The sequence below is a fragment of the Streptomyces sp. NPDC058373 genome (assembly GCF_042723275.1).
Lineage (GTDB): Bacteria > Actinomycetota > Actinomycetes > Streptomycetales > Streptomycetaceae > Streptomyces.
Genome location: NZ_JBHXJE010000006.1, coordinates 40,424 through 64,376, shown reverse-complemented (window position 1 = coordinate 64,376; position 23,953 = coordinate 40,424). Strand labels below are relative to the sequence as shown.

Here is a 23,953-nt window from a genome sequence, read left to right as displayed (position 1 = left end):
AGCAGCGGGAGTCGCCGGATTTCGGTGATCCGGTTCTCCCGGAGAGCACTCCCGTACATCCGAGGGGGACGCATGGCCACCGTTGAGCTTCGTTTCACCCCGCTGCCCGAGCATGTGCGGACCGCGCGTCTGGTCGGGGCCGCGATGGCGCGCCGCGCCGGGGTGGCGGACGCGGCCCTCGACGAGGTCAGGCTCGCCGTGGGCGAGGCGTGCACCCGCGCCGTGGGCCTGCACCAGCTCCACGAGGTGGCCGAGCCGGTGCAGGTGCGGCTCATCGAGGACGAGAAGCAGTTCTCCATCGAGGTCGTGGACGAGGCGCCGCACGCGGCGCCCGCCGACATCGAGGCCGGTACGGCGGGGCTCCCCGTCACCGAGGACCCCGAGGGCGAGGACGAGATGGGTCTCGCCGTCATCAGCGGCCTCGTCGACGACGTCCAGGTGAAGACCGGCGAGTCCGGCGGGCTGATCCGGATGTCCTGGCCGACCGGCGTCCCCGTCTGAGCTGACGGGCCGAAAGCTGACGCCCCCGCAGCCGCTCGCACCGCCACTGACCTGCGTCGCGTCCGAGGCGTACGGCCAACCGCCGGTATGCGGGCGGAGTTTGGCGGCGTGATGGTTCCCTAAGGGGTTGTGCGGGGTTCGTGAGCCTTGTCTCTCTTGGGCCAAAGGGCTTCAAAAGGGAAGGTATCGGACGCTCGCGTGAGGGTTGGTAGCCAGGGGCGGTGTAAGTTCCGGGGCCGAGAGCCACGGAAGGGACCAATCCGGTGAACAAGAAGCTCGCAGCCGCACTGTCCGGCGGTGCGGTACTGGCGATGGCGCTGACGGGATGCGGCGACGACAAGGAAGAGAAGCTCGACGCGTGGGCCAAGCAGGTCTGCGACGACGTGCAGCCGCAGGCCAAGAAGATCTCCGACGCGAACACCGCGATCCAGGAGCAGACCTCGGACAACAGCAGTCCTGAGGACGTCCAGAAGACCGACTCGAAGGCCTTCGGGGACATGTCCGCCGCCTACAAGGCGATCGGCTCCGCGGTGAACAAGGCCGGGGCCCCGCCGGTCGACGACGGCGAGAAGACGAAGAACGACGCCGTGAAGGAACTCAACGGCATCTCCACGGCCTACGGCGACCTGAAGAAGCAGATCGACGATCTCGACACGGGCGACCAGGGTGAGTTCGCGGACGGCCTCAAGGACATCGCCGGCGAGCTGTCGAAGATCAGCAAGAGCGGCAACGAGGCTCTGGAGAAGCTCCAGTCCGGCGAGGTCGGCGAGGCGATGAAGAACCAGGAGTCCTGCAAGAGCTCCACCACGCCCCCGGTCCCGTCACCCTCAGGAGCCTGACCCCACGTCACCGACGCGGCGGCCGGCCGGCCCTCCGGGGCCACCAGCCGCGCCGCCGCCCGGGCCCACCTCGCCCGACTCCAGCCGGGCCAACTCCAGCCCGGCCGGCGCTTGAGGCCATCTTGTACGGGCGCCGGGGGCCGGGGCCCAGCCCGTTCGGCGCGGCCGCCTCGGCCAACTCCAGCCTGGCCGGCGCTTGAGGCCACCTTGTATCGGCGCGAACCCAGCCCATTTGGCGCGGCCCACGCCGGCCAACCTCAGCCCGGCCGGCGCTTGAGGCCATCTTGTACGGGCGCCGGGGGCCGGGGCCCAGCCCGTTCGGCGCGGCCGCCTCGGCCAACTCCAGCCCGGCCGGCGCTTGAGGCCACCGCGTACCGGCACCTGGAGCCCCGAAGCCGAACCTCACGGCCCCAGGTCGGCACCCCCGGGCGGAGCCCACCGAGCACCCTTGCCCGCCGAAGCCACCCCCAGCCGACACAATGGTCAGGTGAGTACCCTCAGCCTGCCCCCGACCGACCGCTCCGACCTGGCCCCGCGCCTGCGGACCGCCTTCCTCGCCGCCGATTTCACCGCCGACGGCCTCCTGGAGCGGCTGGGCGCCCCCGCGTACGCCGCCCTCGCCCGCGCGGAGACGGTCCCCGCGCTGCGGGCCACCCGGGGCGGCACCCCGCTCGACACGCTGGTCCGCCTCTTCCTTCTCCAGCGCGCCGTCTCCCCTGCCGACGCCGAGGCCGCGCTGCCCGGCGGGCTGCTCGCCGACGCTGTGGACGGTGGGTGGCTGCGCCGCGAGACGGCCGGGGAGGAGGAGATCCGCGCCGTGATCGACGTACGGCCGTACGGCGGGCCGGACGGCCAGGACTGGTTCATCGCCTCGGACCTCGGGTGCGCCGTCGGCGGTGCGGGCGGGATCGGCAGCGCGGCCGAGGGTGTCGTCCTCGGGGTGGGCGGCGCCTCCACGACGCTGGCCGGGCTCACCGTGCGCGGCCCCGTGCAGGAGGCCCTCGACCTGGGCACCGGCTCCGGCATCCAGGCCCTGCACGCCGCCGTGGACGCCACGCGGGTCACCGCGACCGACCTCAACCCGCGTGCCCTGCGCTTCACCGCGCTGACCCTCGCGCTCTCCGGCGCCCCCGAGGCGGAACTACTCGAAGGCTCCCTCTTCGAGCCGGTCGGCGAGCGCCGCTACGACCTGATCGTCTCCAACCCGCCCTTCGTCATCTCCCCGGGCGCCCGGCTCACGTACCGGGACGGCGGGATGAGTGGGGACGATCTGTGCCGCACGCTCGTTCAGCAGGCGGGGGAACGGCTCAACGAAGGGGGGTACGCGCACTTCCTGGCCAATTGGCAGCACGTCGACGGCGAAGAGTGGAGTGACCGACTCCGCTCCTGGGTGCCGCAGGGCTGCGACGCCTGGATCGTGCAGCGCGAGGTGCAGGACATCACCCAGTACGCCGAGTTGTGGCTGCGGGACGCCGGGGACCACCGCATCGACCCGGAGACCTACGCGGCGCGGTACGAGGCGTGGCTGGACGAGTTCGAGGCGCGGAACACCACGGCGATCGGCTTCGGCTGGATCACGCTCCGCCGCAGTGACGCGGCCGAGCCGTCGATCGTCGTGGAGGAGTGGCCGCACCCCGTCGAGCAGCCTCTCGGTGAGACGGTCCGGGCCCACTTCGCCCGCCAGGACCACCTGCGCACGCACGACGACGCTGCGCTGCTCGCCGGGCACTTCACCCTGGCGCCTGAGGTGGTCCAGGAGCAGATCGGCCTGCCCGGCGCCGAGGACCCCGAGCACGTGGTCCTCCGTCAGCACCGGGGTATGCGCCGGGCCACCCAGGTCGACACCGTCGGCGCGGGTTTCGCCGGGGTCTGCGACGGCTCGCTGAGCGCCGGGCGGATCCTCGACGCCATCGCCCAGCTCATCGGCGAGGACCCGGTGCTGCTCCGCGACCAGACGCCCGCTCAGATCCGGCTCCTCGTGGAGCAGGGCTTCCTGGAGCCGGTGGACGAGGCGACGGCGGCCGGCGCGTAACCGCACGGCCGCGCCCCGGGGTGTGGCCGCCGGTCCGCTCCGGCCTGCCCGGACGCGCGTACCTCCGGGAGCCCCGCCGTCCGGTCGCCGCTCCCGCCGCCGGTCCCGGGCCGCTTGCGCCGGATGCCGTACGCCGGTGTCGTACGTCCGGGGTGTCCTGGGCGTGCCGCGCGCCGGGGCGGCAGGGCGGCGCGGAGGCGGGTCGCCCGGGTGACACGCGGTACCGGCCGGATGTTCACCCCGGGTTCTCCCGGGCGTCGTACCGGGGTGTCAGCCTCCTGGTCGCGGAGCTGCTGAGTCGGCCCGGCGGACAAGGGGGAGCAGGTCATGAGCGGGGCAGCCGGGGTGTCGGAGGGGACCGCCGTCGGCGCCGCCGTGCGGATGGACGCGGGGATCGGCGACCGGCTGGGCGCGACGCTCGCCACGCCCGGGGCCGGGGGTGGGACGGGCGAGGGCGGCCGGGCGGTGGCCGAGGTGGCCGGGAGCGGCGGTGCCCAGCCGCTCGGGAACCTGGTCGATGCCACCCCCGCCGCCTTCGCCGGAGCCGTGTTCGCCCTGTTCGGGCTGGGGCTGCTGGTCTGGACGGCCGTCCGCGCCCGGCACCGCAGGCCCGTCTACGAAGGCGCCGCCCCGGTCGCCTCGGCGGCCGTCTCCGCGCTGGTGGCCGTGGTGTCGCTGGCGCTCGGCCTGTGGTGCTTCAGCCGCATCTGAACGGCTGACCCGGCAGCCGGTCTGCCCGGCCGGCATCGGCCTGCCAGCCCGGTCGCCCGGTGCCGCCTCCCCGGTGGGCCCCGGCCCGACCCGTACGCGTACCGCCCGATCCGTACCGCGCCCGGCCCCGTGGCGGCGCGGAAGCATACCCGTCGGCCCCGTCCCGATCTGCGGTGAATGGCCAGGTCGGTACTCCGGGCGGCAGGAACGGACGGAGTCGGGTTACCGTTCCAGTGGCCGGGGTGGGCTTTTCCCGTTTGACACGGGGGCGGGATGTACCGTCACACTCCGCAGCGCAAGCCCGGCCCCCATCCCGGAACCACGGGCTCGGGAAGGATTCAGTGTCGACCGGAGAGAAGAGCCACGTTGTCCCCGACCAGCGAGACCGCAGAGGGCGGCCGCCGCCTCGTCATCGTCGAGTCGCCCGCCAAGGCGAAGACGATCAAGGGCTACCTCGGCCCCGGCTACACCGTCGAGGCGAGCGTCGGACACATCCGTGACCTTCCGAACGGCGCCGCAGAGGTGCCGGAGAAGTACACGGGCGAGGTCCGCCGGCTCGGCGTCGACGTCGAGCACGACTTCCAGCCCGTCTACGTGGTCAACGCGGACAAGAAGGCGCAGGTCAGGAAGCTCAAGGAGCTGATGGCCGAGTCCGACGAACTCTTCCTCGCCACCGATGAGGACCGCGAGGGCGAGGCCATCGCGTGGCACCTCCAGGAGGTGCTGAAGCCGAAGATCCCCGTCCACCGGATGGTCTTCCACGAGATCACCAAGGACGCGATCCGCGCGGCCGTCGCCAACCCCCGCGAGCTCAACAAGAAGCTGGTCGACGCCCAGGAGACCCGCCGCATCCTCGACCGCCTCTACGGCTACGAGGTCTCGCCGGTCCTGTGGAAGAAGGTCATGCCGCGCCTGTCGGCGGGCCGCGTCCAGTCGGTGGCCACCCGCCTCGTCGTCGAGCGGGAGCGCGAGCGCATCGCCTTCCGCACCGCCGAGTACTGGGACCTGACCGGCACCTTCGGCACCGGCCGGGGCGGTGACAGCAGCGATCCCGCGCAGCTCGTCGCCCGCCTGAGCTCCGTCGACGGCAAGCGGATCGCGCAGGGCCGCGACTTCAGCTCCGTCGGACAGCTCAAGTCCGACACGCTCCACCTCGACGAGGCGGGCGCCCGCGCCCTGGCCGCCGCCCTCGCCGACACCGCCTTCGCCGTCCGCTCGGTCGAGTCGAAGCCGTACCGCCGCTCGCCGTACGCGCCGTTCCGCACGACCACGCTCCAGCAGGAGGCGAGCCGCAAGCTCGGCTTCGGTGCCAAGGCGACGATGCAGATCGCCCAGAAGCTGTATGAGAACGGCTTCATCACCTACATGCGTACGGATTCCACGACGCTCTCCGAGACGGCGGTCGGCGCCGCCCGGGCGCAGGTCACGCAGTTGTACGGCGCGGACTACCTGCCCGACAAGCCGCGGACGTACGCGGGCAAGGTGAAGAACGCGCAGGAGGCGCACGAGGCGATCCGCCCCTCCGGCGACCGCTTCCGCACGCCCGCCGAAACGGGCCTGACCGGTGACCAGTTCCGTCTCTACGAGCTGATCTGGAAGCGGACCGTCGCCTCCCAGATGAAGGACGCCGTCGGCAACTCGGTCACCGTGAAGATCGGCGGCCGTTCCGCCGACGGGCGCGACGCCGAGTTCTCCGCCTCCGGCAAGACCATCACCTTCCACGGCTTCCTCAAGGCGTACGTCGAGGGCGCCGACGACCCCAACGCCGAGCTGGACGACCGCGAGCGCCGCCTGCCGCAGGTCGGCGAGGGCGACCCGCTCGCCGCCGAGGCCATGAGCGTCGACGGCCACTCCACCAAGCCGCCCGCCCGCTACACCGAGGCGTCGCTGGTCAAGGAGTTGGAGGAGCGCGAGATCGGCCGCCCGTCGACCTACGCGTCGATCATCGGGACCATCCTCGACCGCGGGTACGTCTTCAAGAAGGGGACGGCGCTCGTCCCGTCGTTCCTCTCCTTCGCCGTGGTCAACCTCCTGGAGAAGCACTTCGGCCGCCTGGTCGACTACGACTTCACCGCCCGCATGGAGGACGACCTCGACCGCATCGCCCGCGGCGAGGCCCAGGCCGTGCCGTGGCTGCGCCGCTTCTACTTCGGCGAGGGCGACGCCGCCGCGGGCGCGGCCTCCGCCGCGGGCAACGGCGACGGCGACCACCTCGGCGGCCTCAAGGAGCTCGTCACCGACCTCGGCGCGATCGACGCCCGGGAGATCTCGTCCTTCCCGGTCAGCGACGACATCAAGCTGCGCGTCGGCCGGTACGGGCCGTACATCGAGCGGGGTGAGAAGGACGCCGAGAACCACCAGCGCGCCGACATCCCCGAGGACCTGGCGCCCGACGAGCTGACCGTCGAGCTGGCCGAGGAGCTGCTGGCCAAGCCCAGCGGCGACTTCGAGCTGGGCACCGACCCGGAGACGGGCCACCAGATCGTCGCCAAGGACGGCCGGTACGGGCCGTACGTCACCGAGGTGCTGCCCGAGGGCACGCCGAAGACGGGCAAGAACGCGGTCAAGCCGCGCACCGCCTCGCTCTTCAAGTCGATGACGCTGGACACGGTCACGCTCCAGGACGCGCTGAAGCTGATGTCGCTTCCGCGCGTCGTCGGAACCGACCCCGAGGGCGTCGAGATCACCGCGCAGAACGGCCGCTACGGCCCGTACCTGAAGAAGGGGACGGACTCGCGGTCGCTGGAGAGTGAGGAGCAGCTCTTCACCATCACGGTGGACGAGGCCCTCGCGATCTACGCGCAGCCCAAGCAGCGTGGCCGCGCCGCCGCCAAGCCGCCGCTGAAGGAGCTCGGCGAGGACCCGGTCAGCAAGCGTCCCGTCGTGGTCAAGGACGGCCGCTTCGGCGCCTACGTCACCGACGGCGAGACCAACGCGACGCTGCGGGTGGCCGACAGCGTCGAGGAGATCACGCCCGAGCGCGGGTACGAGCTGCTGGCGGAGAAGCGGGCGCGCGGTCCGGTCAAGAAGAAGACCGCGAAGAAGGCTCCGGCGAAGAAGACGACCGCCAAGAAGGCCCCGGCCAAGAAGGCGCCCGCCAAGACCGCCGCCGCGAAGAAGACCGCGGGGGCGACGAAGACGGCGGCCGCCAAGACGACGGCCAAGAAGACCGCCGCGAAGAAGGCGACCGGGGCGACGGCCGCGAAGAGCACCGCGTCGAAGTCGGCCGCGGCGAAGAAGAGCGCGGGCAGCGCGGACGGGGCGGACTCCGGGGAGGAGTGAGCCGACCGGGCCCGGCTTTCGGGCCGGGCCCGGTCGGGTCGGTTCGCCGGCCCTGGCGCAGGTCCTGGCCCCGCCGCCGGCCTCGCGGCCTTCGGCTGCGGAAACGTCCCTCCCTCTGTGTCCGCCGGGCGCTGTCTGCCGGGCCCCCGGGCGCGGACGGCGCGAACGGTTGTTCTATGAGGCGCGCGGTGTGCGCCTCGCCGGGTCGAGTGCGCTTGTGCGCCGCCCCGCTCCGTGATCTTTCGGGGCGGGGCGGTTTTCGTTCAGGCGTACGAGGGGCAGGTGCCCGACGACAGCGTGATCACGGAGCGTCGGGAGGGCCGGCATGAGGGTGGAGCGGACGCGGTGCCCCTCGGTACGCCGGATTTCCGGGCGGGCCCTCCGCCCGGAAGAGGTCGGTGCGGCGGCGGATGGACGGCGCTGGTGCGGGCCGACCGAGGAGCGACGGTGGAGGTAGGGGTGCGGGTGGATCAGGAGGCTGCCGGAGCGCGGCGGGAAGCGGAGGAGTGCGTGGTGCCCAGGAGTGCGCGGGCGGCGTCGAATGCCGGTGTGGGGCGGTTTTGCCCCGGGTCGGCCGGTCGTATGTTCGGGTGGGCCGACCGGGTGACGAACGAGCGGGCTAGGCTGGCGGGATGACGCGAGCCGAGCAGCCAACGGTCGTGAACCCGGCCCCCGACGACGCCCTGGTCGCAGATTCCCGAGAGCGCGCCGTGCGCGCCCTGCTGCGTTTCCGCCCCCTCAAGCAGCTCTGGAGCGCCCAGTTGGTGGGGGGTGTCGGCGATGTCCTGGCCCTCTTCGTGCTGGTGGTGCTCGCCTTCCAGACCTCGCTGGCGCAAGCGGCGTTCGGCGGCGGCTACCAGGGCGCGGCCTTCACCGTCAGCATCGTCCTCGCGGTACGCGTCCTCGCGACGCTGCTCTTCGGCGCGGTCCTGCTCGGCCCGGTCAGCTCCCTGACGGCGCCCGACGGGCCGCTCGACCGCCGCTGGACGATGCTCGTCACCGACGGTCTGCGCGCCGCCCTGCTGATCGTGGCGCCGCTCTGGATCGACTGGACCCCGGACACGGCCCTCGCGACCCTGCTGGTGACGGTCTTCGTCCTCGGCGTCGGCGAGCGCTTCTGGACGGTCTGCCGGGAGAGCGCGGCGCCCGCGCTGCTGCCCGCCCCGGCCCCCGGAGCCGACGCGGTACGCCCGCTGCCGGACCGCTCGGAGGCCCTGCACCGCCTCTTCCTGCGCACCACCTTCATCGCCGTGCCGCTGGCCGCCGCCGCGCTGGTCGCGGTCACCCTGGCGGGGAACCTGCTGGCCACCGGCATCGACTGGTTCGCCGAGCACCAGGTGGCGCCGGCCTCGTACGTCGCGGCCGGCCTGTTCGCCGCCTCCCTCTCCGTCGTCCACTTCCTGACGCTGCCCGGCACCCGTACGCCGCGCGCCCGCTCCCCGCTGGAGGGGCTGCGCCGCCCGAAGACGGGCACCGGCGCCGACCGGGGCCGCACCGGCACCATCGGCCTGCTGGTCATCGGCTGCGCCTCGGTCACCGCCGCGATCTCCGGCGCCGTGGCCGTCTCCGTGATCCACGCCAAGGACCTCGACGGCGGACCCGTCCTCTACGGCCTCTTCGTCCTGGCCCTCACCGGCGGTACGGGCCTCGGCGTCCGCAGCGCTCCGCGCCTGCTGCCCGCGCTCTCCCGGCGCAGGCTGCTCGCGCTCGCCGTCGCCGTGACCGGCGTGGCCCTGCTCGCGGCGGGGCTCGTGCCGGACGTGACGACCGTGCTGCTCCTGCTGCTGCTCGCCGGTGTCGCGGCGGGCGTCGCGGCCCAGGCCGGGCACACCCTGATCGACCAGGAGACCGAGGAGTTCCGCAGGTCCCGCCAGGGCGAGCACCTCCAGGCCGTGGTGCGGCTGGCCCTCGCCGTCTCGGTCCTGGCCGCCCCGCTCATCGCGGGTGCCATCGGCCGGCACCGGGTCGAGGCCGGAAAGTTCGTCTTCGCCCACGGCGGTGCCGCCTTCACCCTGATGCTGCTCGGCGCGCTGCTGCTGCCGGTCGCCGCCATCCTGCTCGCCAAGGCCGACGACCGGCAGGGCGTGCCGCTCCGCCGCGACCTGCGGGATGCGCTGCGCGGCGACGACCCGGCCACCGCGCCCGCCGCGACCGGCTTCTTCATCGCCCTGGAGGGCGGCGACGGCGCCGGGAAGTCCACCCAGGCCGAGGCGCTCGCCGAGTGGATCCGCGCCAAGGGCCACGAGGTCGTGGTGACACGTGAGCCGGGGGCGACCCCGATCGGCAAGCGGCTGCGCGCGATCCTCCTCGACGTCTCCAGCGCCGGGCTCTCGCACCGCGCCGAGGCCCTGCTCTACGCGGCCGACCGCGCCGAGCACGTCGACACCGTCGTCCGCCCCGCCCTGGAGCGCGGCGCCGTCGTCATCTCCGACCGGTACATCGACTCCTCCGTCGCCTACCAGGGCGCCGGACGCGACCTCGCGCCCACCGAGATCGCCCGGATCTCCCGCTGGGCCACCAGCGGTCTCGTCCCGCACCTGACGGTGCTGCTCGACGTCTCGCCGGAGACGGCCCGCGAACGGTTCACCGAGGCACCGGACCGGCTGGAGTCCGAGCCGGCCGCCTTCCACCAGCGCGTACGCGCCGGGTTCCTCACCCTCGCCGCCGCCGACCAGGACCGCTACCTCGTCGTCGACGCGGGCCAGCAGCCGGAGGACGTCACCACCGTCATCCGGCACCGCCTGGACCAGTTGCTGCCGCTCTCCGAGGCGGAGATCAAGGCGCAGGAGGAGGCCCGTCGCGCCGCCGAGGAGGAGGCGCGCCGCAAGGCCGAGGAAGAGGCCGCGCGCAAGGCCGAGGAGGAGCGCCTGGAGCGCGAGCGCCAGGAGCAGCTCGCCCGGCTGCGTGCCGAGGAGGAGGAGCGCAAGAAGCGCGAGCTGGAGGAGGCCAAGCGGCTGGAGGCGGAGCGGCAGGCCGAGCGCCAGGCCGAGGAGGCCCGCCGCCGTGCCGAGGAGGCGGAACGCCGCGCCGAGGAGGAGCGGGCCCGGCTCCGCGCCGAGGAGGAGCTGCGCGCCGCCGAGCAGGAGCGGCTGCGCCTGCGCAAGGTCGAGGAGGAGCGTCTCCGCAAGGAGGCCGAGGAGCGGCGCCGCGAGAAGCAGCGCCAGGCCGAGGAAGCGCTCGTCCGGGCCGAGGAGGCCCGCCGCAAGGCAGAGGAGGAGGCCCGCGTCCGGGCCGAGGAGGAAGCGCGTCGCGCGGCCGAGCGGGAAGCGGCGCAGCGCGCCGAAGCACCCCCGGCCGACAACGAGACGACCGTGCCCACCCCCGTGCACTCCCTGCGCAAGCCCGAGGATCGGGAGCCGGGCCCGTCCCACTCCCTCACCAAGGACGACGGCCGCGACGCCGGCCGCTCGGCCTCCTCCGACGCCGAGGAGACGGCGGTCCTTCCGCAGGCCCCCGAGCCCGGCCCGTCCGACGCCGAGGAGACCGCCGTCATCCCCCAGGTTCCGGAGCCGGGCGCCGGGGACGACGAGGAGACCAAGGTCTTCCCGCGCGTCTCGGAAGAGGCCCAGCCGGACCGCTGGCCTGGTTCGGACGCACCCGCGGACCGTGTGCCGCCGGGGTACTTCCGCGACGACTCGGCGAGCGGCCCCCGGGACGCGGCGCCGACGGACCGGACCACCCCCGGCGAGAACGAGCGCACCCGCGAACTGCCCCAGATAGACCCGACCGCCCCGCGCCCCCGCCCCGACTGGGCGGAGGAGACCCCGCTCGACGACCTGCCCAGCCTGGCCGACGAACTGCTCGGCCCGCACGACGACGGGGACGACGACCCGCGGGGCGGGTCGGGACGCGGTCGGCGGTAGCGCTCGGGCCGGGGCCACGCCCTCGTCATGAGGGGTGGCCCCGGGGGCCCGGGGCCGGGGTTGTTCCCGGGAGCTGGAACTGCTCGGTGAGTGGTCGGCTGACGCGTTGACCGGCTCGCCGGGACGTTCGGGCGCGGGTGCCTGGGCTCGGGTGCGGGTTCCCCTGTCTCGGGGAGGTCGGCTGCTCGCGGGCGCCGGGGCGTTGGGTGGCGTTGGCAAGCACGCGTGGGCGGTGACTGGAGTCGACCCGGGGGGATAGCTCGGCTGCCGGATCGCCCGCTTGCCTGCCTGCTGGCCTCGGCCCCACAGTCGTGGGTACGCCCGTTGCCCGTTTCGTGGGCTCCGCCTGGCCAGGCCGGCTTCCTGGGGGCTGGCCGCGCCCCACCAGGAGTAAGACCGCCTACCACCCCCCGGCCCCGCACCTCGCGCCCAATCGCCCCCGCCCCCAGCGTCTCATTTGGGCCCTGTCAGTAGCGTCGCGGACAATGGGCCGAGCGAGTTCGGTGAGGTACGGCGTACGGCGGGAGCCGGGGCCCGCGGGTGCCGGGCTCGGAGCAGTGCAGCCGGCCGAGTCCTCCCAGCCTGGTGGGGCGGTAGGCGGGCGTGGATGTGGACGGAGGCGCACCGGATGGCGGTGTGGGACGACCTGGTGGGCCAGGAGCGGGTGATCGGGCAGCTCGACGCGGCCGCCCGGGACGCCGACGCCTATGTGACGGCGGCGTCGACGGGCAGCCCGCTGCCCGAGGCGTCCCGGATGACCCACGCCTGGCTCTTCACCGGGCCGCCCGGCGCGGGCCGGGCCGACGCGGCGCGGGCCTTCGCCGCCGCCCTCCAGTGCACCAGCCCGGACCGGGCCCTGCCGGGCGGCAGCCCGGGCTGCGGCTTCTGCGACGGCTGCCACACCAGCCTGATCGGCACCCACGCGGACGTGGACGTCGTCCGCACCGACCTGCTCTCCATCGGTGTGAAGGAGACCCGTGACCTGGTCCGGCGCTCCCAGATGTCGCCCGCGGGCGGCCGCTGGCAGGTGATCGTCCTGGAGGACGCCGACCGCCTCACCGAAGGCGCGGGGAACGTCCTGCTCAAGGCCGTCGAGGAACCGGCCTCCCGGACGGTCTGGCTGCTCTGCGCCCCCTCGCTGGAAGACGTGCTGCCGACGATCCGTTCGCGTTCCCGGCACCTCTCGCTGCGTACGCCGCCCGTGGACGCCGTCGCCGACACGCTGGTCCGGCGCGACGGGGTCGACCCCGCGCTGGCCGCCTCCGTCGCGCGGGCCACGCAGGGGCACATCGACCGGGCCCGCCGCCTGGCCACCGACGAGCGGGCCCGCGCGCGCCGGGCCGCCGTCCTCAAGCTGCCGCTGCGCGTGGGCGACGTCGGCGCGGGACTGCGGGCCGCACAGGAGTTGATCGACGCGGCTTCCGAGGACTCCAAGCAGGCGGCCACGGAGACCGACGAGAAGGAGACCGAGGCGATGCGGTCCGCCCTCGGCGGGCAGAGCGGCGGCCGGATGCCGCGCGGCACGGCCGGGGCCATGAAGGAGCTGGAGGAGAAGCAGAAGCGCCGGCGCACCCGTTCCCAGCGCGACAGCCTCGACCTGGCCCTGGTCGACCTCACCAGCTTCTACCGCGACGTCCTCGCCCTCCAGTTCGGCTCCTCCCCGGAGGTCGTCGCCAACGTCGAGCTCCGCGACGCCCTGCAGCGCATCGCCGAGGAGAGCACCCCCGCCGCCACCCTCCGCCGGATCGAGGCCATCGCCGCCTGCCGCGAAGCCCTCGACCGGAACGTGGCCCCCCTGCTCGCCGTCGAGGCGATGGCCATGGCCCTCCGGGCCGGGTAGGGCCCCGCCCGGCCCACCCGGTCCGCCCCCCGCCGCCGCCTTCCCGTCGCCCGTACGAGTGGTTCGGCGGCCACGTCACCCGAGCTGAAGGGCGTCCTCGCCCCCACTCGCCCATCACGCAAAGTAATCGTGTCAGCGCTAAGCGTTAGAGTCGGGCGCATGGAGAACCGTCGCCCCCGGCCCCCCGCCCGCCGCTCGCCCCGCCGCTCGCCCCGCCGTCCGGTGCTGGCCGTGTTCCTCGCCGCGGCCACCGCTCTCGTGTCGGCGTGCAGCGCGGAGGGCACCACGGCGGACGCCTCCGGCGACACCGTCCTCGCCGCCCTCCCGAAGGCGACGCCCAAGGCGCTCGCCCCCTTCTACGACCAGCGCCCGGCGTGGCGGACCTGCGAGGGCGCGGGCAAGGAGGAGTTCGAGTGCGCCACCCTCAAGGCGCCGCTGGACTACGACAACCCCACGGCAGGCACTCTCGACCTGGCGATCTCCCGCAAGGAGGCGACCGGCCCCGGCGCCCGCCTCGGCTCCCTCCTCGTCAACCCGGGCGGCCCGGGCGGCTCCGCCATCGGATACCTCCAGTCGTACGCGGCCCTCGGCTATCCGGCGCCGGTCCGCGCCCGGTACGACATGGTGGCCGTCGACCCGCGCGGCGTAGCCGACAGCGAACCCGTCAACTGCCTCGACGGCCCGGCCATGGACAGGCACACCGCCACCGATACCACCCCGGACACTCCGGCCGAGCGGAAGACCCTTGTCACCGCGTTCGAGAAGTACGGCAAGGGGTGTCAGGCCGACGCGGGCAAGACCCTCGGCCACGTCTCCACCATCGAGTCCGCGCGCGACCTCGACCTCGCCCGCTCCGCCCTCGGCGACGAGAAGCTGACCTACGTCGGCGCCTCGTACGGCACCTTCCTCGGCGCGACCTACGCCGGTCTCTACCCGCACCGCGTCGGCCGGCTGGTCCTCGACGGCGCCATGGACCCGACCCTCGACGCCCGGCGGCTCAACCTCGAACAGACCGCGGGCTTCGACACCGCCTTCACCGCCTTCGCCAAGGACTGCGCCCGGCAGAAGGACTGCCCCCTCGGCACCGGCGACCCCGCCGACGCCGGGCGGAACCTCACGGCGTTCTTCGACAAGCTCGACGCCGACCCCCTCCCCGCCGGCCAGGGCCGCGCCCTCACCGAGTCCCTCGCCACCATGGGCGTCATCGCCGCCCTCTACGACGAGGCCGGCTGGCCCCAGCTGCGCGCCGCGCTGACCAGCGGCGTCAAGGACCGCGACGGCAATGCCCTGCTCGCCCTCTCCGACCTCTACTACGAGCGCGACGCCGACGGCGGCTACCAGAACCTCATGTCGGCCAACGCCGCCGTCAACTGCCTCGACCTCCCCCCGGCCTTCACCACCCCCGACGAGGTCGAGGCCGCCCTCCCCGAGTTCCGTAAGGCCTCCCCCGTCTTCGGCGAGGGCTTCGCCTGGGCCTCCCTGAACTGCGCCCGGTGGCCCACCCCCGCCACCTCCGGCCCGCACCGCATCGAGGCCACCGGATCCGCACCGATCGTCGTCGTCGGCACCACCCGCGACCCGGCCACCCCGTACCGCTGGGCCCGCGGCCTCGCCTCCCAGCTCGACTCCGCCACCCTCCTCACCTACGACGGCGACGGCCACACCGCCTTCGGCCGCGGCAGCGACTGCGTCGACACCGCCGTCAACACCTACCTCCTGGAGGGCACCCCACCGAAGAACGGCACCCGCTGCTGACCCCGGGGCCGCACCCCTGCCCCGGCCCCGGTCCGAGGCATCCCGCGGAACCCTGTAGACTTAACGTCGCTGCTGATGCGAACCTCTTCCCCGGAGACGGGACCCGAAGAGGTTCTTCTTCCGCAGCTTGCCGCCTTAGCTCAGATGGCCAGAGCAACGCACTCGTAATGCGTAGGTCTCGGGTTCGAATCCCGAAGGCGGCTCGGAATTACCCCAGGACTCACTCGCCGTGACCTGGGGTTTTTTCATGTCTGGGGGCTCTCGCCGCGAGGCGTTCACGCCTCGGCCCCGCCCCGGCAAGCCCTCCCCGTCCGCAGGTTGGCGTCGGCGTTGGTGATGACGGCGTCGAGTCGGTCGCGGGTGTGGGTCAGTTCGGTGAGCCTGGTGGTGAGGTGGTCGCGTTCCTCGGTCAGGCGGTGGAGGAGCTCGGGGGTGGCCTGGCCGTCGATGACGCAGGGGAGCAGGTCGCGGATGGTTCTGCTGGAGAGGCCTGCGGCGTAGAGCTGCCGGATGAGGTGGACGCGGTCGACGGCGCCGGCCGGGTAGTGGCGCTGGCCGCTGGGGCTGCGGTCGGCGGTGAGGAGGCCGTGCTCCTCGTAGTAGCGCAGTGCGCGCACGCTGACGTCTGTCCTGGTGGCGAGTTCGCCGATCCGCATCATGGGTCCCCTCTTCTTGCCTCTGACGTCAGCGTCAGGTTTTAGCGTAGCTCGGGACAGATGCCCCCCCGTTACCGGTAGAGGGAAGTGCTTCACATGAGCAGTGCCCCCGTCCCCGCGCCCGCCCCCGTCCCCGTCGTCTCCGTGAAGCCGCTCGTGCTGCCCGCGCCCGGACGCGGACAGGACCTGCGGGTACGCGTCTCCGCGCCCGTGGCCGGGCGGGGGCTGCCGGTCGTGGTGTTCGCGCACGGGTTCGGGGCGTCTTTGGAGGGGTACGGGCCGCTGGCCGACTACTGGGCGGCGCGGGGGTTGGTGGTGGTGCAGCCCACCCATCTCGACGCGAAGGCGGGGGGCATGGCCGCGGACGATCCGCGGCGGCCGCGGTTGTGGCGGTACCGGGTCGAGGACATGCGGCGCGTCCTCGACCACCTCGGCGTGCTGGAGGCCCAGGTTCCGGGACTGGCGGGGCGGGTCGACCGGAGCCGGGTCGCGGTGGCCGGGCACTCCTTCGGCGGGCAGACGGCGGGGGCGCTGCTGGGGCTACGCGTCCTCGATCCGGAGACCGGTACGGCGGAGGACCTGTCCGACGCGCGGGTCAAGGCGGGGGTGCTGCTCGCCACGGCGGGCCGGGGCGGTGCGGCCCTGACACCGTTCGCGGCCGAGAACCTGCCGTGGCTGCGGAGCCCGGACTTCGCCCACCTGAATGCCCCGGCCCTCGTGGTCGCGGGGGACCGGGACGACTCGCCGCTGACCGTTCGGGGTCCGGAGTGGATGGCCGACCCGTACGTGCTGAGCCCTGGTGAGAAGAGTCTGCTCACCCTCTTCGGGGCGGAGCACTTCCTCGGCGGGATCTCCGGCTACGAGGTCACCGAGACCACCGACGAGGACCCGGCCCGCGTCGCCCTCGTCCAGCAGGTCACCTTGGCGTACCTCCGCCACGCGCTCGGCGTCGACAGTTCCGGCTGGGAGGCGGCCCGGCTGCTGCTGGCCGAGGGCTCCCACCCGCTGGGCCGGATCGTCTCCAAGGCCGGGTGAGGGGCCGGCCGCCACCTGATCCGATCGGCTTCCTGCTCCGATCGGCGGCAATCCGCCCGGGGCGGGGAGGTCCGGGGTGCCCCCGGGCACGGATGGCGCATGCTCGTTCTTGCCGTGTTCTTCGCCGTTCTCGGTGCCGCCAGCAACGCGGCCGGTACCGCCCTTCAGCGGAAGGCGGCCTCGTCGGTGGCGTCCGGTGGGGGTTGGCGGTTGGTGCGGGAGCTGGCGCGGAAGCCGGTGTGGCTGCTGGGGATCGCCGGGGTCGTCGGGGCGGCGCTGTTCCAGGCGCTGGCGTTGGCCAACGGGCCGTTGGCGCTGGTGCAGCCGGTGTTCGTGCTGGAGCTGCCGTTCGCGCTGCTGATCGGGGTGCCGCTGCTGCACCGGAAGCTGCCGCGCGAGGGGTGGTGGGCGGTGGCCGCGGTGGTCGTGGGGCTCGTGGTGGTGCTGGGGGCGGCGGCGCCGTCCGGGGCCAGGGTGGACGCGCCGATGAGCCGGTGGATTCCGGTGCTGGTGGGCTGTGTGGGGGCGATGGTGCTGGCGGTGGGGGCGTCGAGGGGGAGCCGGTCGCCGCTGTTCCGGGCGGCGGCGCTCGGGGGCGCGTCGGCGGTCGGCAACGCGCTGACGGCGGCCCTGCTCAAGTCCGCCACCGGAACGCTCGCCTCGGACGGGCTCACCGCGTTCCTGGCCACCTGGCAGACGTACGGCTTCGCGGTGACCGGGGTCGCGGCGGTGCTGTTGCTGGAGAACGCGCTCCAGGCCGGGCCGCTCGCCGCCTCTCAGCCCGCGCTGACCATCGGCGATGCCTCGGTCAGCCTCCTCCTCGGCATCGTCGTCTTCGAGGAGAGCGTGCGCGGCGGCTGGTGGGTGGTGCCGGAGCTGGCGGGGGTGGCGCTGATCGCCTGGGGCGTGCGGGAGCTGACCCGCGCGGTGCCGCATCTGCGGGACCTGACGGGGTGAGGGCCCGCCGCGGCCGGCCGGGGCCGGGGCTCAGCCGAGGACGCGTACCGGGGCGCCGTCGAGGTAGGCGGCGATGTCCTCGACGGCCTCGCGGTAGTACGTGGCGTAGGTGTGCTCGGTGACGTAGCCGAGGTGGGGGGTGGCCAGGAGGCGGGGCGTGGTGCGTACGGGGTCGTCGGCGGGGAGGGGTTCGGCCGGGAAGACGTCGAGGCCGGCTCCGGCGATGCGGCCCTCGCGCAGGGCGGCGAGCAGCGCGTCGTGGTCGACCAGGGCGGCGCGGGAGGTGTTGACGAAGTACGCGGTGGGCTTCAGCAGGGCCAGTTCGCGGGCGCCGATGAGCCCCCGGGTGCGGTCGCCCAGCTTGAGGTGGAGGGTGACCACGTCGCTCTCGGCCAGCAGGTCGGGCAGGCCGGGCGCGAGGCGGACGCCGTGCTCGGCGGCGCGTTCCGGGGTGAGGTTCTGGCTCCAGGCGGCGACCTCCATGCCGAAGGCGGCGCCGATCCGGGCGACCTGGGAGCCGATCCTGCCGAGCCCGACCACGCCGAGGCGGCGGCCGCGCAGGTCGGTGCCGAGGGTGGACTGCCAGGGGCCGCCGGTGCGCAGCGCGGTGTTCTCCGCGACCAGGTGGCGGGCGAGGCCGAGGATCAGGGCCCAGGTCAGTTCGACGGGCGGGACCGAGGAGCTGGCGGTGCCGCAGACGGTGACGCCGTGGGCGCGGGCCGCCTCGTGGTCGATGACGGAGTTGCGCATGCCCGAGGCGATCAGCAGGCGGAGGCGGGGGAGCCGGGCGAGGAGGGAGGCGGGGAAGGCGACGCGTTCGCGCAGGGTGACGACGATGTCGAAGTCCGCCAGGGCTTCGGCGAGTTCGTCCTCGGTGGTGTGGTGCGTGGGGAAGCGGGTCAGTTCGACGCGGTCCAGGACGGGGGACCAGTCGGCGGCCGTGGTGGCGGCCCCCTGGTAGTCGTCCAGCAGGGCGCAGCGCAGCGGCATGCGGGGGGGGGCTCCGTTCGGGGTGCTGTTCGCGGGAGGGCGTACGCGGGACGGTTACGCGGGCGGTGCGGACCCGTCAGTCGGTGTGGCCCTGGGCGGCGAGGGCCTGCTGGACGCGGGCGTAGTGGTCGGTCTCCCAGGCGTCGAGGGACTGGGCCGCCTCCGCCGACTGCTTGCGGCGGGCCGCTCGGAGCAGCTCGTCCTGCCGGTCGGCGGGGACCACGACCACGCCCTCCTCGTCGGCGACGACCAGGTCACCGGCGCGGACCGTGACACCGCCGCACCGCACCTCGCCGCCCAGCGGCGACACCGCCTTCCTGGTGCCGGGCTTGGGGACGACGCCCCGGGCGAAGACGGGGAAGCCGGAGGCGCGGATCTCGGCCAGGTCGCGGACGACCCCGTCCACCACGAAGGCGGCGACGCCCCGGCGCTGGGCGACGGCGCAGACGTTGCCCCCGGCGACCGCGTACTCGGTGCCGCCGCCCTCGACCACCACCACCGAACCGGGCGCCGCCCGGTAGATGGCGGCGTGCAGCATGAGCTGGTCGCCGGGGGCGCAGCGGACGGTGAAGGCCGGGCCCGCGACCCGGGGCGGCGTGGGCCAGAGCGTCCGCACCCCGAAGTCCATGACCTGTTCGCGGCCGAGGAGGTCGGCGAGGGTGGTCGGGGAGACGTCGCTGAGGGGGGTGGGCGTGGCGGTCACGGGGTCCTTTGGGACGGGGCGTCGCGGCTCGGCGCGGGCGGGGCGCGCGCCGCCGCCAGCGTACGGAGCGCGCGCCGTGCTGTCACCGGTTCCCGGGAGGTCAGCCGGTCGCCCCTCCCGCCTCGGCCCTCCGCTCCGCGATCTGCTCCGGGGCGAGGTCCTCCAGGTGGGTGAGGAGGATCCAGAGGTGGCCGTAGGGGTCGCGGAGCATCGCGGTGCGGTCGCCGTGGAACTGGTCGGCCGGCCCCTCCAGCAGCTCGGCCCCGGCGGCGGTGGCGCGGGCCGTGAGGGCGTCCACGTCGGGGACGTAGACGTGGAGGATGACGGGGGTGGCGCCGAGGGCGGCCGGGGAGCGGAGCTCACCGCGGGCGTCGCCGAGCATCAGGACGGCGCCCGCCACGGTGATCTCGGCGTGCACCACCTCGCCGTCGTCGCCGTCGAGGCGGAAGCGCGGTTCGGCGCCGAAGGCCCGCTCGTAGTAGGCGAGGGCGGCGTTCGCGTCGTCCACGAGGATGTGCGGGATCACGGCGTGCCGGTAGGGGGCGGGGACGGTGCCGGGGGCTGGGGCGGGCATGGCGGGCTCCTCGGGGCGTGGGCGGGGCGGGGCGGCGTACGCGGCCGAACGTAGGAGCTCAAGCGGAGTCGAGGTCAAGGGTGGGTGGCGCCCCCTGGGGAGGCGGGGGCGAGGGAAAGCCGTGGACGGGGTGGGGACGGTGGGGCCAGGATGGCCGGATGCTGATCCGTGAGGCCCGCACCGAGGACTGGAACGCCGTCTGGCCGTTCTTCGAGCAGATCGTCCGCGCGGGCGAGACGTTCACCTACCCGCTGGAGCTGTCCCGGGAGGACGCCGAGGGCTGGTGGATGATGAAGGCGCCGAGCCGCACCGTGGTCGCCGTGGACGACTCCGGCACCGTCCTCGGCACCGCCAAGATGAACCGCAACCACATGGGCAACGGCTCCCACATCGCCGGCGCCAGCTACATGGTCGACCCCGCGCACGGCGGGCGCGGCGTGGGCCGGGCGCTCTGCGCCTACACGATCGACTGGGCGCGCGCCGAGGGGTACCGGGCGATGCAGTTCAACGCCGTGGTGGAGACCAACACCCATGCGGTGAAGCTGTACGAGTCGCTGGGCTTCGAGGTGCTGGGCACGCTGCCCGAGGGATTCCACCACCCGAGCGAGGGCTACGTGGGACTGCACATCATGCACCGGTCGCTGGTCGACGGCTGACGGACCGGGCTCCGCCTCCGCCGCCCCGCCGGTCCGGACGTCCGTCCGCAACGACCCTTGCTCTCAACCTTGGTCGAGGTTCTACGTTGGGCCGCGTCGGCCAAGACGCGCAGACGCGCAGACATGCGGACGTGAGGACGAGGGGACACCACCATGACCGTGGAGACGGACACGCACCACCGGTACACCGACGAGGAGTTGGCGGGCCAGCCCGCCCCCTACTGGACCAAGCTGGCGTACGAGGAGACCATCGGGTTCGTGCGGCGCAAGCAGGCCGAGGCGGGGTTCACCCAGCCCCGGTTCTGGATGCTGCGGTTCCTCTCGCCGAACGACGTCGCGGCGGACGGGGAGGGGAAGACCGTCGGCGAACTCCAGGCCGCGATGGCCTCCTTCCTCAGGCCCGAGGACGACCTCGCCGCCGAGGCGGAGGTGCTGCTCGCCTCCGGCTGGGTCACCCGGGACGGGGAGGGGCGGCTGTGGATCACCGAGGCCGGGGACGCGGCCCGCGCCGGCCTCAAGGCGCGCGCTCCCGAGTGGCGAGCCGAGCTGCACGCGGGCATCGACGATGCCGACTACGCGACGACCCTGCGTGTGCTGATGCGGCTGATGCGGAACACGGGGGCGACCGTGCCCGCGCGCTGAGGTACGGGTACGCGCGGGACGCCCGGCCGGAGCCTCCCGCGCGTACGCGCCTTCCTACGCCCCGCCCGGTACGACGCCCCGCGCCACCCCCAGCTCCACCGCGTCCTGCGGGCGCAGCCGGAGCGCGTCGGCGGTGGCCGGGACCTCGTCCGGGGGCCGCTTGAGGATGGCGGCGGCCAGTTCGGGGGCGATGACCGAGAAGTAGCTGTCGGGGGTGGTCCAGAGGCGGCCGGGGGCGGCCAGCGCCAGCGCGCCCCCGGAGCCGCCCTCGCCGATGAGCAGCGAGGTGACGGGGACCTCGGCCTCGGCGACGGCGGCGAAGAGGTCGGCGATGGCCGGGCCCGCGCCGCCCTCTTCGGCGGCGGCGTCGTTGGCCGCGCCCGGGGTGTCGATGAGGGTGAGGACGGGGATGCCGAGCCGGTCGGCGGTGCGCACCAGGCGGGCGGCGGTGCGGAACCCGGCGGGCCGCGTCGCGGTGCCGCACTGGGCGGCGTAGGCGATGGTCCGCCCGTCGCGGTGACCGAAGCCGCAGCGCAGGCCGGGGTCGGTGGCGCCGGTCCGGTCGCCCCGGATCTCCTCGCGCCAGGCGAAGTAGGCGTCCAGGTAGGCGTCGGCGCGCGGGCGTCCGGGCGCGCGGGACCGGCGGACCGCCTCGGCGCCGTCGGCCGGGAGGGGCCCGGGGGCGAGCGCGTGCGGCGGGTCGGCCGGGCGCGCGGGTGCCGGCGGGGTGGCGAGCAGGGTGAGCCAGCGGCCGAGGGCGCCGGGCAGCTCGGCGGGTCCGGTGAGGGCGTCGAGGTGCCCGGCCGCGTACTGGCCCTCGGCGGTGTAGGCGTACGGCTCGGCGCCTGCCGGGCGGACCCGCGAGCCGGCGAAGCCGACCTGGGCGCCGGGCAGGGCGAGGACCACGTCGGCGCCGGCCGCGAGCGTGGCCCAGCCGCCGCCGGTGGTGGGGTCGCGGACCACCGCGATCTGCGGGAGTCCGGCGCGCCGGGTGAGGACGGTCTGCCGGGCCACCCGCTGGAGTTGGCTGAGGGCGCGCATCCCCTCCTGCATGCGGCTTCCGCCGGTCGCCACCAGGGAGACCACGGGGAGCCGGCGGGTGCGGGCGTGGGCGTAGGCGGCCTCGATGCGGTCGCCGGTGGCCTCGCCGAGCGAGCCGCCGAGGAAGCCGAACTCGAAGGCGATCACGACGGCTTCGGGCGCAGGGCAGGAGCCCTTCCCGTCATGGGCGACGCGGGCGGTGGCGCAGACGACGGACTCGCGCTCGCCGGTCCGGGCGCGGGCCCGGGCGCGGGCGTCGCCGTAGCCGGGCCAGTGCAGCGGGCCGTCGGTGAACTCGGGCCCGAGGAAACCCAGTTCCACGTACTCCGGGTCGAGGGAGGCGAGCAGGGAGCGGGCGGTGAGGGCGTCGCGGTCAGCCATGCAGGGCCCGCTTCATGATCTTGCCCATGTCGTTGCGGGGCAGGGCGTCGAGGTAGCGGATGACGCGGGGGCGCTTGTGCGGGGCGAGCTGGCGGGCGACGTGGTCGGCCACCGCCTGCTCGTCCAGCGGGCCTCGGTCGGAGACGAGCCAGGCGACGACGCGTTCGCCCAGGTCGGGGTCGGGTTCGCCGGTGACGGCGGCCTCGCGGACGCCGGGGAAGTCGAGCAGGGCGTTCTCGATCTCGCCGGCGCCGATCTTGTAGCCGCCGGACTTGATGAGGTCGGTGGCGCGGCGGCCCACGATGCGCACGTACCCGTCGGGCTCGCGGACCGCCATGTCGCCGGTGCGGAACCAGTCGCCGTCGAAGGCCTCGGTGGTGGCGTCGGGGCGGTTGAGGTACTCGGTGAAGAGGTTCGGGCCGCGCACCTGGATCTCCCCGACCGTCTCGCCGTCCCACGCCCCGATCTCCGTGCCGTCGTCCTCGACCAGCCGCAGCGCCACCCCGGCCAGCGGGACCCCGACGGTGCCGGGGCGCGGCTCGCCGTCGGCGCGGACGCTGGTGTTCATCAGGGTCTCGCTCATCCCGTACCGCTCGACGACCCGGCGGCCGGTGGCGGCGGCGATCCGCTCCTGGTCGTGGACGGGGAGCGCGGCCGAGCCGGAGACGAGCAGCCTTGCCTTGGCGAGCGCCGCCGCCAGCGCCGGGTCCCCGGCCGCCTCCTCGGCGATCCGGTGGTACATCGTCGGGACGCCGAACATCAGCGTCGCCCCGCCCTCCAGCGCCCGGCGTACGCCGTCGGTGGAGAAGCGGACCAGGTGGACCAGGGAGCCGCCGCGCCTGAGCGGGCCGAGGACGCCGAGGATCAGGCCGTGCACGTGGAAGAGGGGCAGACCGTGGACGAGGGTGTCGTCGGCGGTCCACTGCCAGGCGTCCTGGAGCGCGTCGAGCGTGCTGGTCAGGGCGCGCCGCGGGAGGACCACGCCCTTGGGCGGGCCGGTGGTGCCCGAGGTGTAGACGATCAGCGCGGGCGCCTCGGGGCCCGGCTCGGCGGGCAGCGCCACCGTCTCCGGTACGGCCTCCGGATCGGTCACCACGTCCTTGCGCTCCAGCCCCGCCAACTGCTCCGGCAGCGGTTCGCCGGGCGTGGCCAGCACCAGCGCCGGGTCGCTGTCCCCGAGGATGTGCGCCAGCTCGCGCGCCCCCGCCTTCGGATTGAGCGGTACGGCGGCCACCCCGGCCAGCAGCGCCGCGACCACCGCCACACCCGTCTCCAGGCTGGGCGTCGCCCACACGGCGACCCGGCGCCCGCGCGGCAGCTCCCGGGCCAGCGCTCCGGCGAGGCGGGCCACCTGCCCGTACTCCAGCTCGCGGTCGCCGAAGCGCAGGGCGGGCTTCGGCGGGGTGGGCGGGGTGTGCAGGGCGGGGAAGAGCGGGGCCGTGTCGGGGGCGGGGGGCGAGGCGGGTGAGGTCACGGGTGGTTCTCCTCGGTCGGT

18 protein-coding genes and 1 tRNA gene are annotated in these 23,953 nt (G+C 74.3%); 13 read left to right on the top strand and 6 right to left on the bottom strand.

All coding sequences use genetic code 11. The features are described 5' to 3' along the window. Window positions 1-72 precede the first annotated feature (72 nt). The 9 genes from ACFWMZ_RS06145 (at window position 73) to ACFWMZ_RS06105 (ending at window position 15,026) form a co-directional block, all read left to right on the top strand. Window positions 73-501, top strand: a complete 429-nt coding sequence (locus ACFWMZ_RS06145; RefSeq protein ID WP_383199746.1) for an ATP-binding protein — start codon at window positions 73-75, stop codon at window positions 499-501. Window positions 502-764: 263 nt separating this feature from the next. After that, entirely contained in the window at window positions 765-1,340 is a 576-nt protein-coding gene (locus ACFWMZ_RS06140) for a small secreted protein (protein ID WP_383178254.1), read from the top strand. Between the two features lie 487 nt (window positions 1,341-1,827). Further along, window positions 1,828-3,372, top strand: coding sequence for a methyltransferase (locus ACFWMZ_RS06135; RefSeq protein WP_383178257.1), 1,545 nt, complete (start codon window positions 1,828-1,830; stop codon window positions 3,370-3,372). A 327-nt stretch (window positions 3,373-3,699) separates the two neighbouring features. After that, window positions 3,700-4,083, top strand: coding sequence for a hypothetical protein (locus ACFWMZ_RS06130; protein ID WP_383199744.1), 384 nt, complete (start codon window positions 3,700-3,702; stop codon window positions 4,081-4,083). Between the two features lie 366 nt (window positions 4,084-4,449). Continuing rightward, complete coding sequence (gene topA / locus ACFWMZ_RS06125; protein ID WP_383178263.1) at window positions 4,450-7,365, top strand: type I DNA topoisomerase; 2,916 nt, start codon at window positions 4,450-4,452, stop codon at window positions 7,363-7,365. 632 nt (window positions 7,366-7,997) lie between these two features. Continuing rightward, window positions 7,998-11,228, top strand: coding sequence for a dTMP kinase (gene tmk / locus ACFWMZ_RS06120; RefSeq protein WP_383199742.1), 3,231 nt, complete (start codon window positions 7,998-8,000; stop codon window positions 11,226-11,228). 628 nt (window positions 11,229-11,856) lie between these two features. Beyond that, a complete protein-coding gene (locus ACFWMZ_RS06115) occupies window positions 11,857-13,068 on the top strand; it encodes a DNA polymerase III subunit delta' (RefSeq protein WP_383199740.1) in 1,212 nt (403 codons plus the stop codon). A 159-nt stretch (window positions 13,069-13,227) separates the two neighbouring features. Then, window positions 13,228-14,823 carry an alpha/beta hydrolase gene (locus ACFWMZ_RS06110; RefSeq protein ID WP_383199738.1) on the top strand — a complete coding sequence of 532 codons (1,596 nt, stop codon included), beginning with the start codon at window positions 13,228-13,230 and terminating at the stop codon, window positions 14,821-14,823. 129 nt (window positions 14,824-14,952) lie between these two features. Next, window positions 14,953-15,026, top strand: a tRNA-Thr gene (locus ACFWMZ_RS06105). Window positions 15,027-15,098: 72 nt separating this feature from the next. Here ACFWMZ_RS06105 and ACFWMZ_RS06100 read toward each other — a convergent pair. Beyond that, window positions 15,099-15,479, bottom strand: a complete 381-nt coding sequence (locus tag ACFWMZ_RS06100) for a MerR family transcriptional regulator (RefSeq protein ID WP_383178431.1) — start codon at window positions 15,477-15,479, stop codon at window positions 15,099-15,101. A 96-nt stretch (window positions 15,480-15,575) separates the two neighbouring features. Between ACFWMZ_RS06100 and ACFWMZ_RS06095 the strand changes: the two genes are divergently transcribed. Then, window positions 15,576-16,514, top strand: a complete 939-nt coding sequence (locus ACFWMZ_RS06095) for an alpha/beta hydrolase family protein (RefSeq protein WP_383199736.1) — start codon at window positions 15,576-15,578, stop codon at window positions 16,512-16,514. 99 nt (window positions 16,515-16,613) lie between these two features. Next, entirely contained in the window at window positions 16,614-17,471 is an 858-nt protein-coding gene (locus ACFWMZ_RS06090) for a DMT family transporter (RefSeq protein ID WP_383178275.1), read from the top strand. A 30-nt stretch (window positions 17,472-17,501) separates the two neighbouring features. On the opposite strand, the gene ACFWMZ_RS06085 is transcribed toward ACFWMZ_RS06090, so the two are convergent. The 3 genes from ACFWMZ_RS06085 to ACFWMZ_RS06075 all read right to left on the bottom strand — a co-directional run bounded on the left by ACFWMZ_RS06085 (window position 17,502) and on the right by ACFWMZ_RS06075 (window position 19,738). After that, on the bottom strand, window positions 17,502-18,461 hold the full coding sequence (locus ACFWMZ_RS06085) for a D-2-hydroxyacid dehydrogenase family protein (RefSeq protein ID WP_383178278.1): 960 nt from the start codon (window positions 18,459-18,461) through the stop codon (window positions 17,502-17,504). Window positions 18,462-18,537: 76 nt separating this feature from the next. After that, window positions 18,538-19,164, bottom strand: coding sequence for an RraA family protein (locus ACFWMZ_RS06080; RefSeq protein ID WP_383199734.1), 627 nt, complete (start codon window positions 19,162-19,164; stop codon window positions 18,538-18,540). A gap of 100 nt (window positions 19,165-19,264) precedes the next feature. Further along, on the bottom strand, window positions 19,265-19,738 hold the full coding sequence (locus ACFWMZ_RS06075; protein ID WP_383199732.1) for a VOC family protein: 474 nt from the start codon (window positions 19,736-19,738) through the stop codon (window positions 19,265-19,267). A 158-nt stretch (window positions 19,739-19,896) separates the two neighbouring features. On the opposite strand from ACFWMZ_RS06075, the gene ACFWMZ_RS06070 reads away from it, so the two are divergent. Together ACFWMZ_RS06070 and ACFWMZ_RS06065 are read left to right on the top strand one after the other, a co-directional pair. After that, a complete protein-coding gene (locus ACFWMZ_RS06070; protein ID WP_383178287.1) occupies window positions 19,897-20,394 on the top strand; it encodes a GNAT family N-acetyltransferase in 498 nt (165 codons plus the stop codon). A gap of 153 nt (window positions 20,395-20,547) precedes the next feature. Next, window positions 20,548-21,036 (top strand): MarR family transcriptional regulator, encoded by a 489-nt coding sequence (locus tag ACFWMZ_RS06065; RefSeq protein WP_383178290.1) that lies wholly within the window; start codon window positions 20,548-20,550, stop codon window positions 21,034-21,036. Between the two features lie 54 nt (window positions 21,037-21,090). On the opposite strand, the gene ACFWMZ_RS06060 is transcribed toward ACFWMZ_RS06065, so the two are convergent. After that, window positions 21,091-22,458 (bottom strand): carboxyl transferase domain-containing protein, encoded by a 1,368-nt coding sequence (locus tag ACFWMZ_RS06060; protein ID WP_383199730.1) that lies wholly within the window; start codon window positions 22,456-22,458, stop codon window positions 21,091-21,093. After that, window positions 22,451-23,932 carry an acyl-CoA synthetase gene (locus tag ACFWMZ_RS06055; RefSeq protein ID WP_383199728.1) on the bottom strand — a complete coding sequence of 494 codons (1,482 nt, stop codon included), beginning with the start codon at window positions 23,930-23,932 and terminating at the stop codon, window positions 22,451-22,453. Before ACFWMZ_RS06055 ends, ACFWMZ_RS06060 begins: the two co-directional genes overlap by 8 nt. Between the last annotated feature and the right edge of the window lie 21 nt (window positions 23,933-23,953).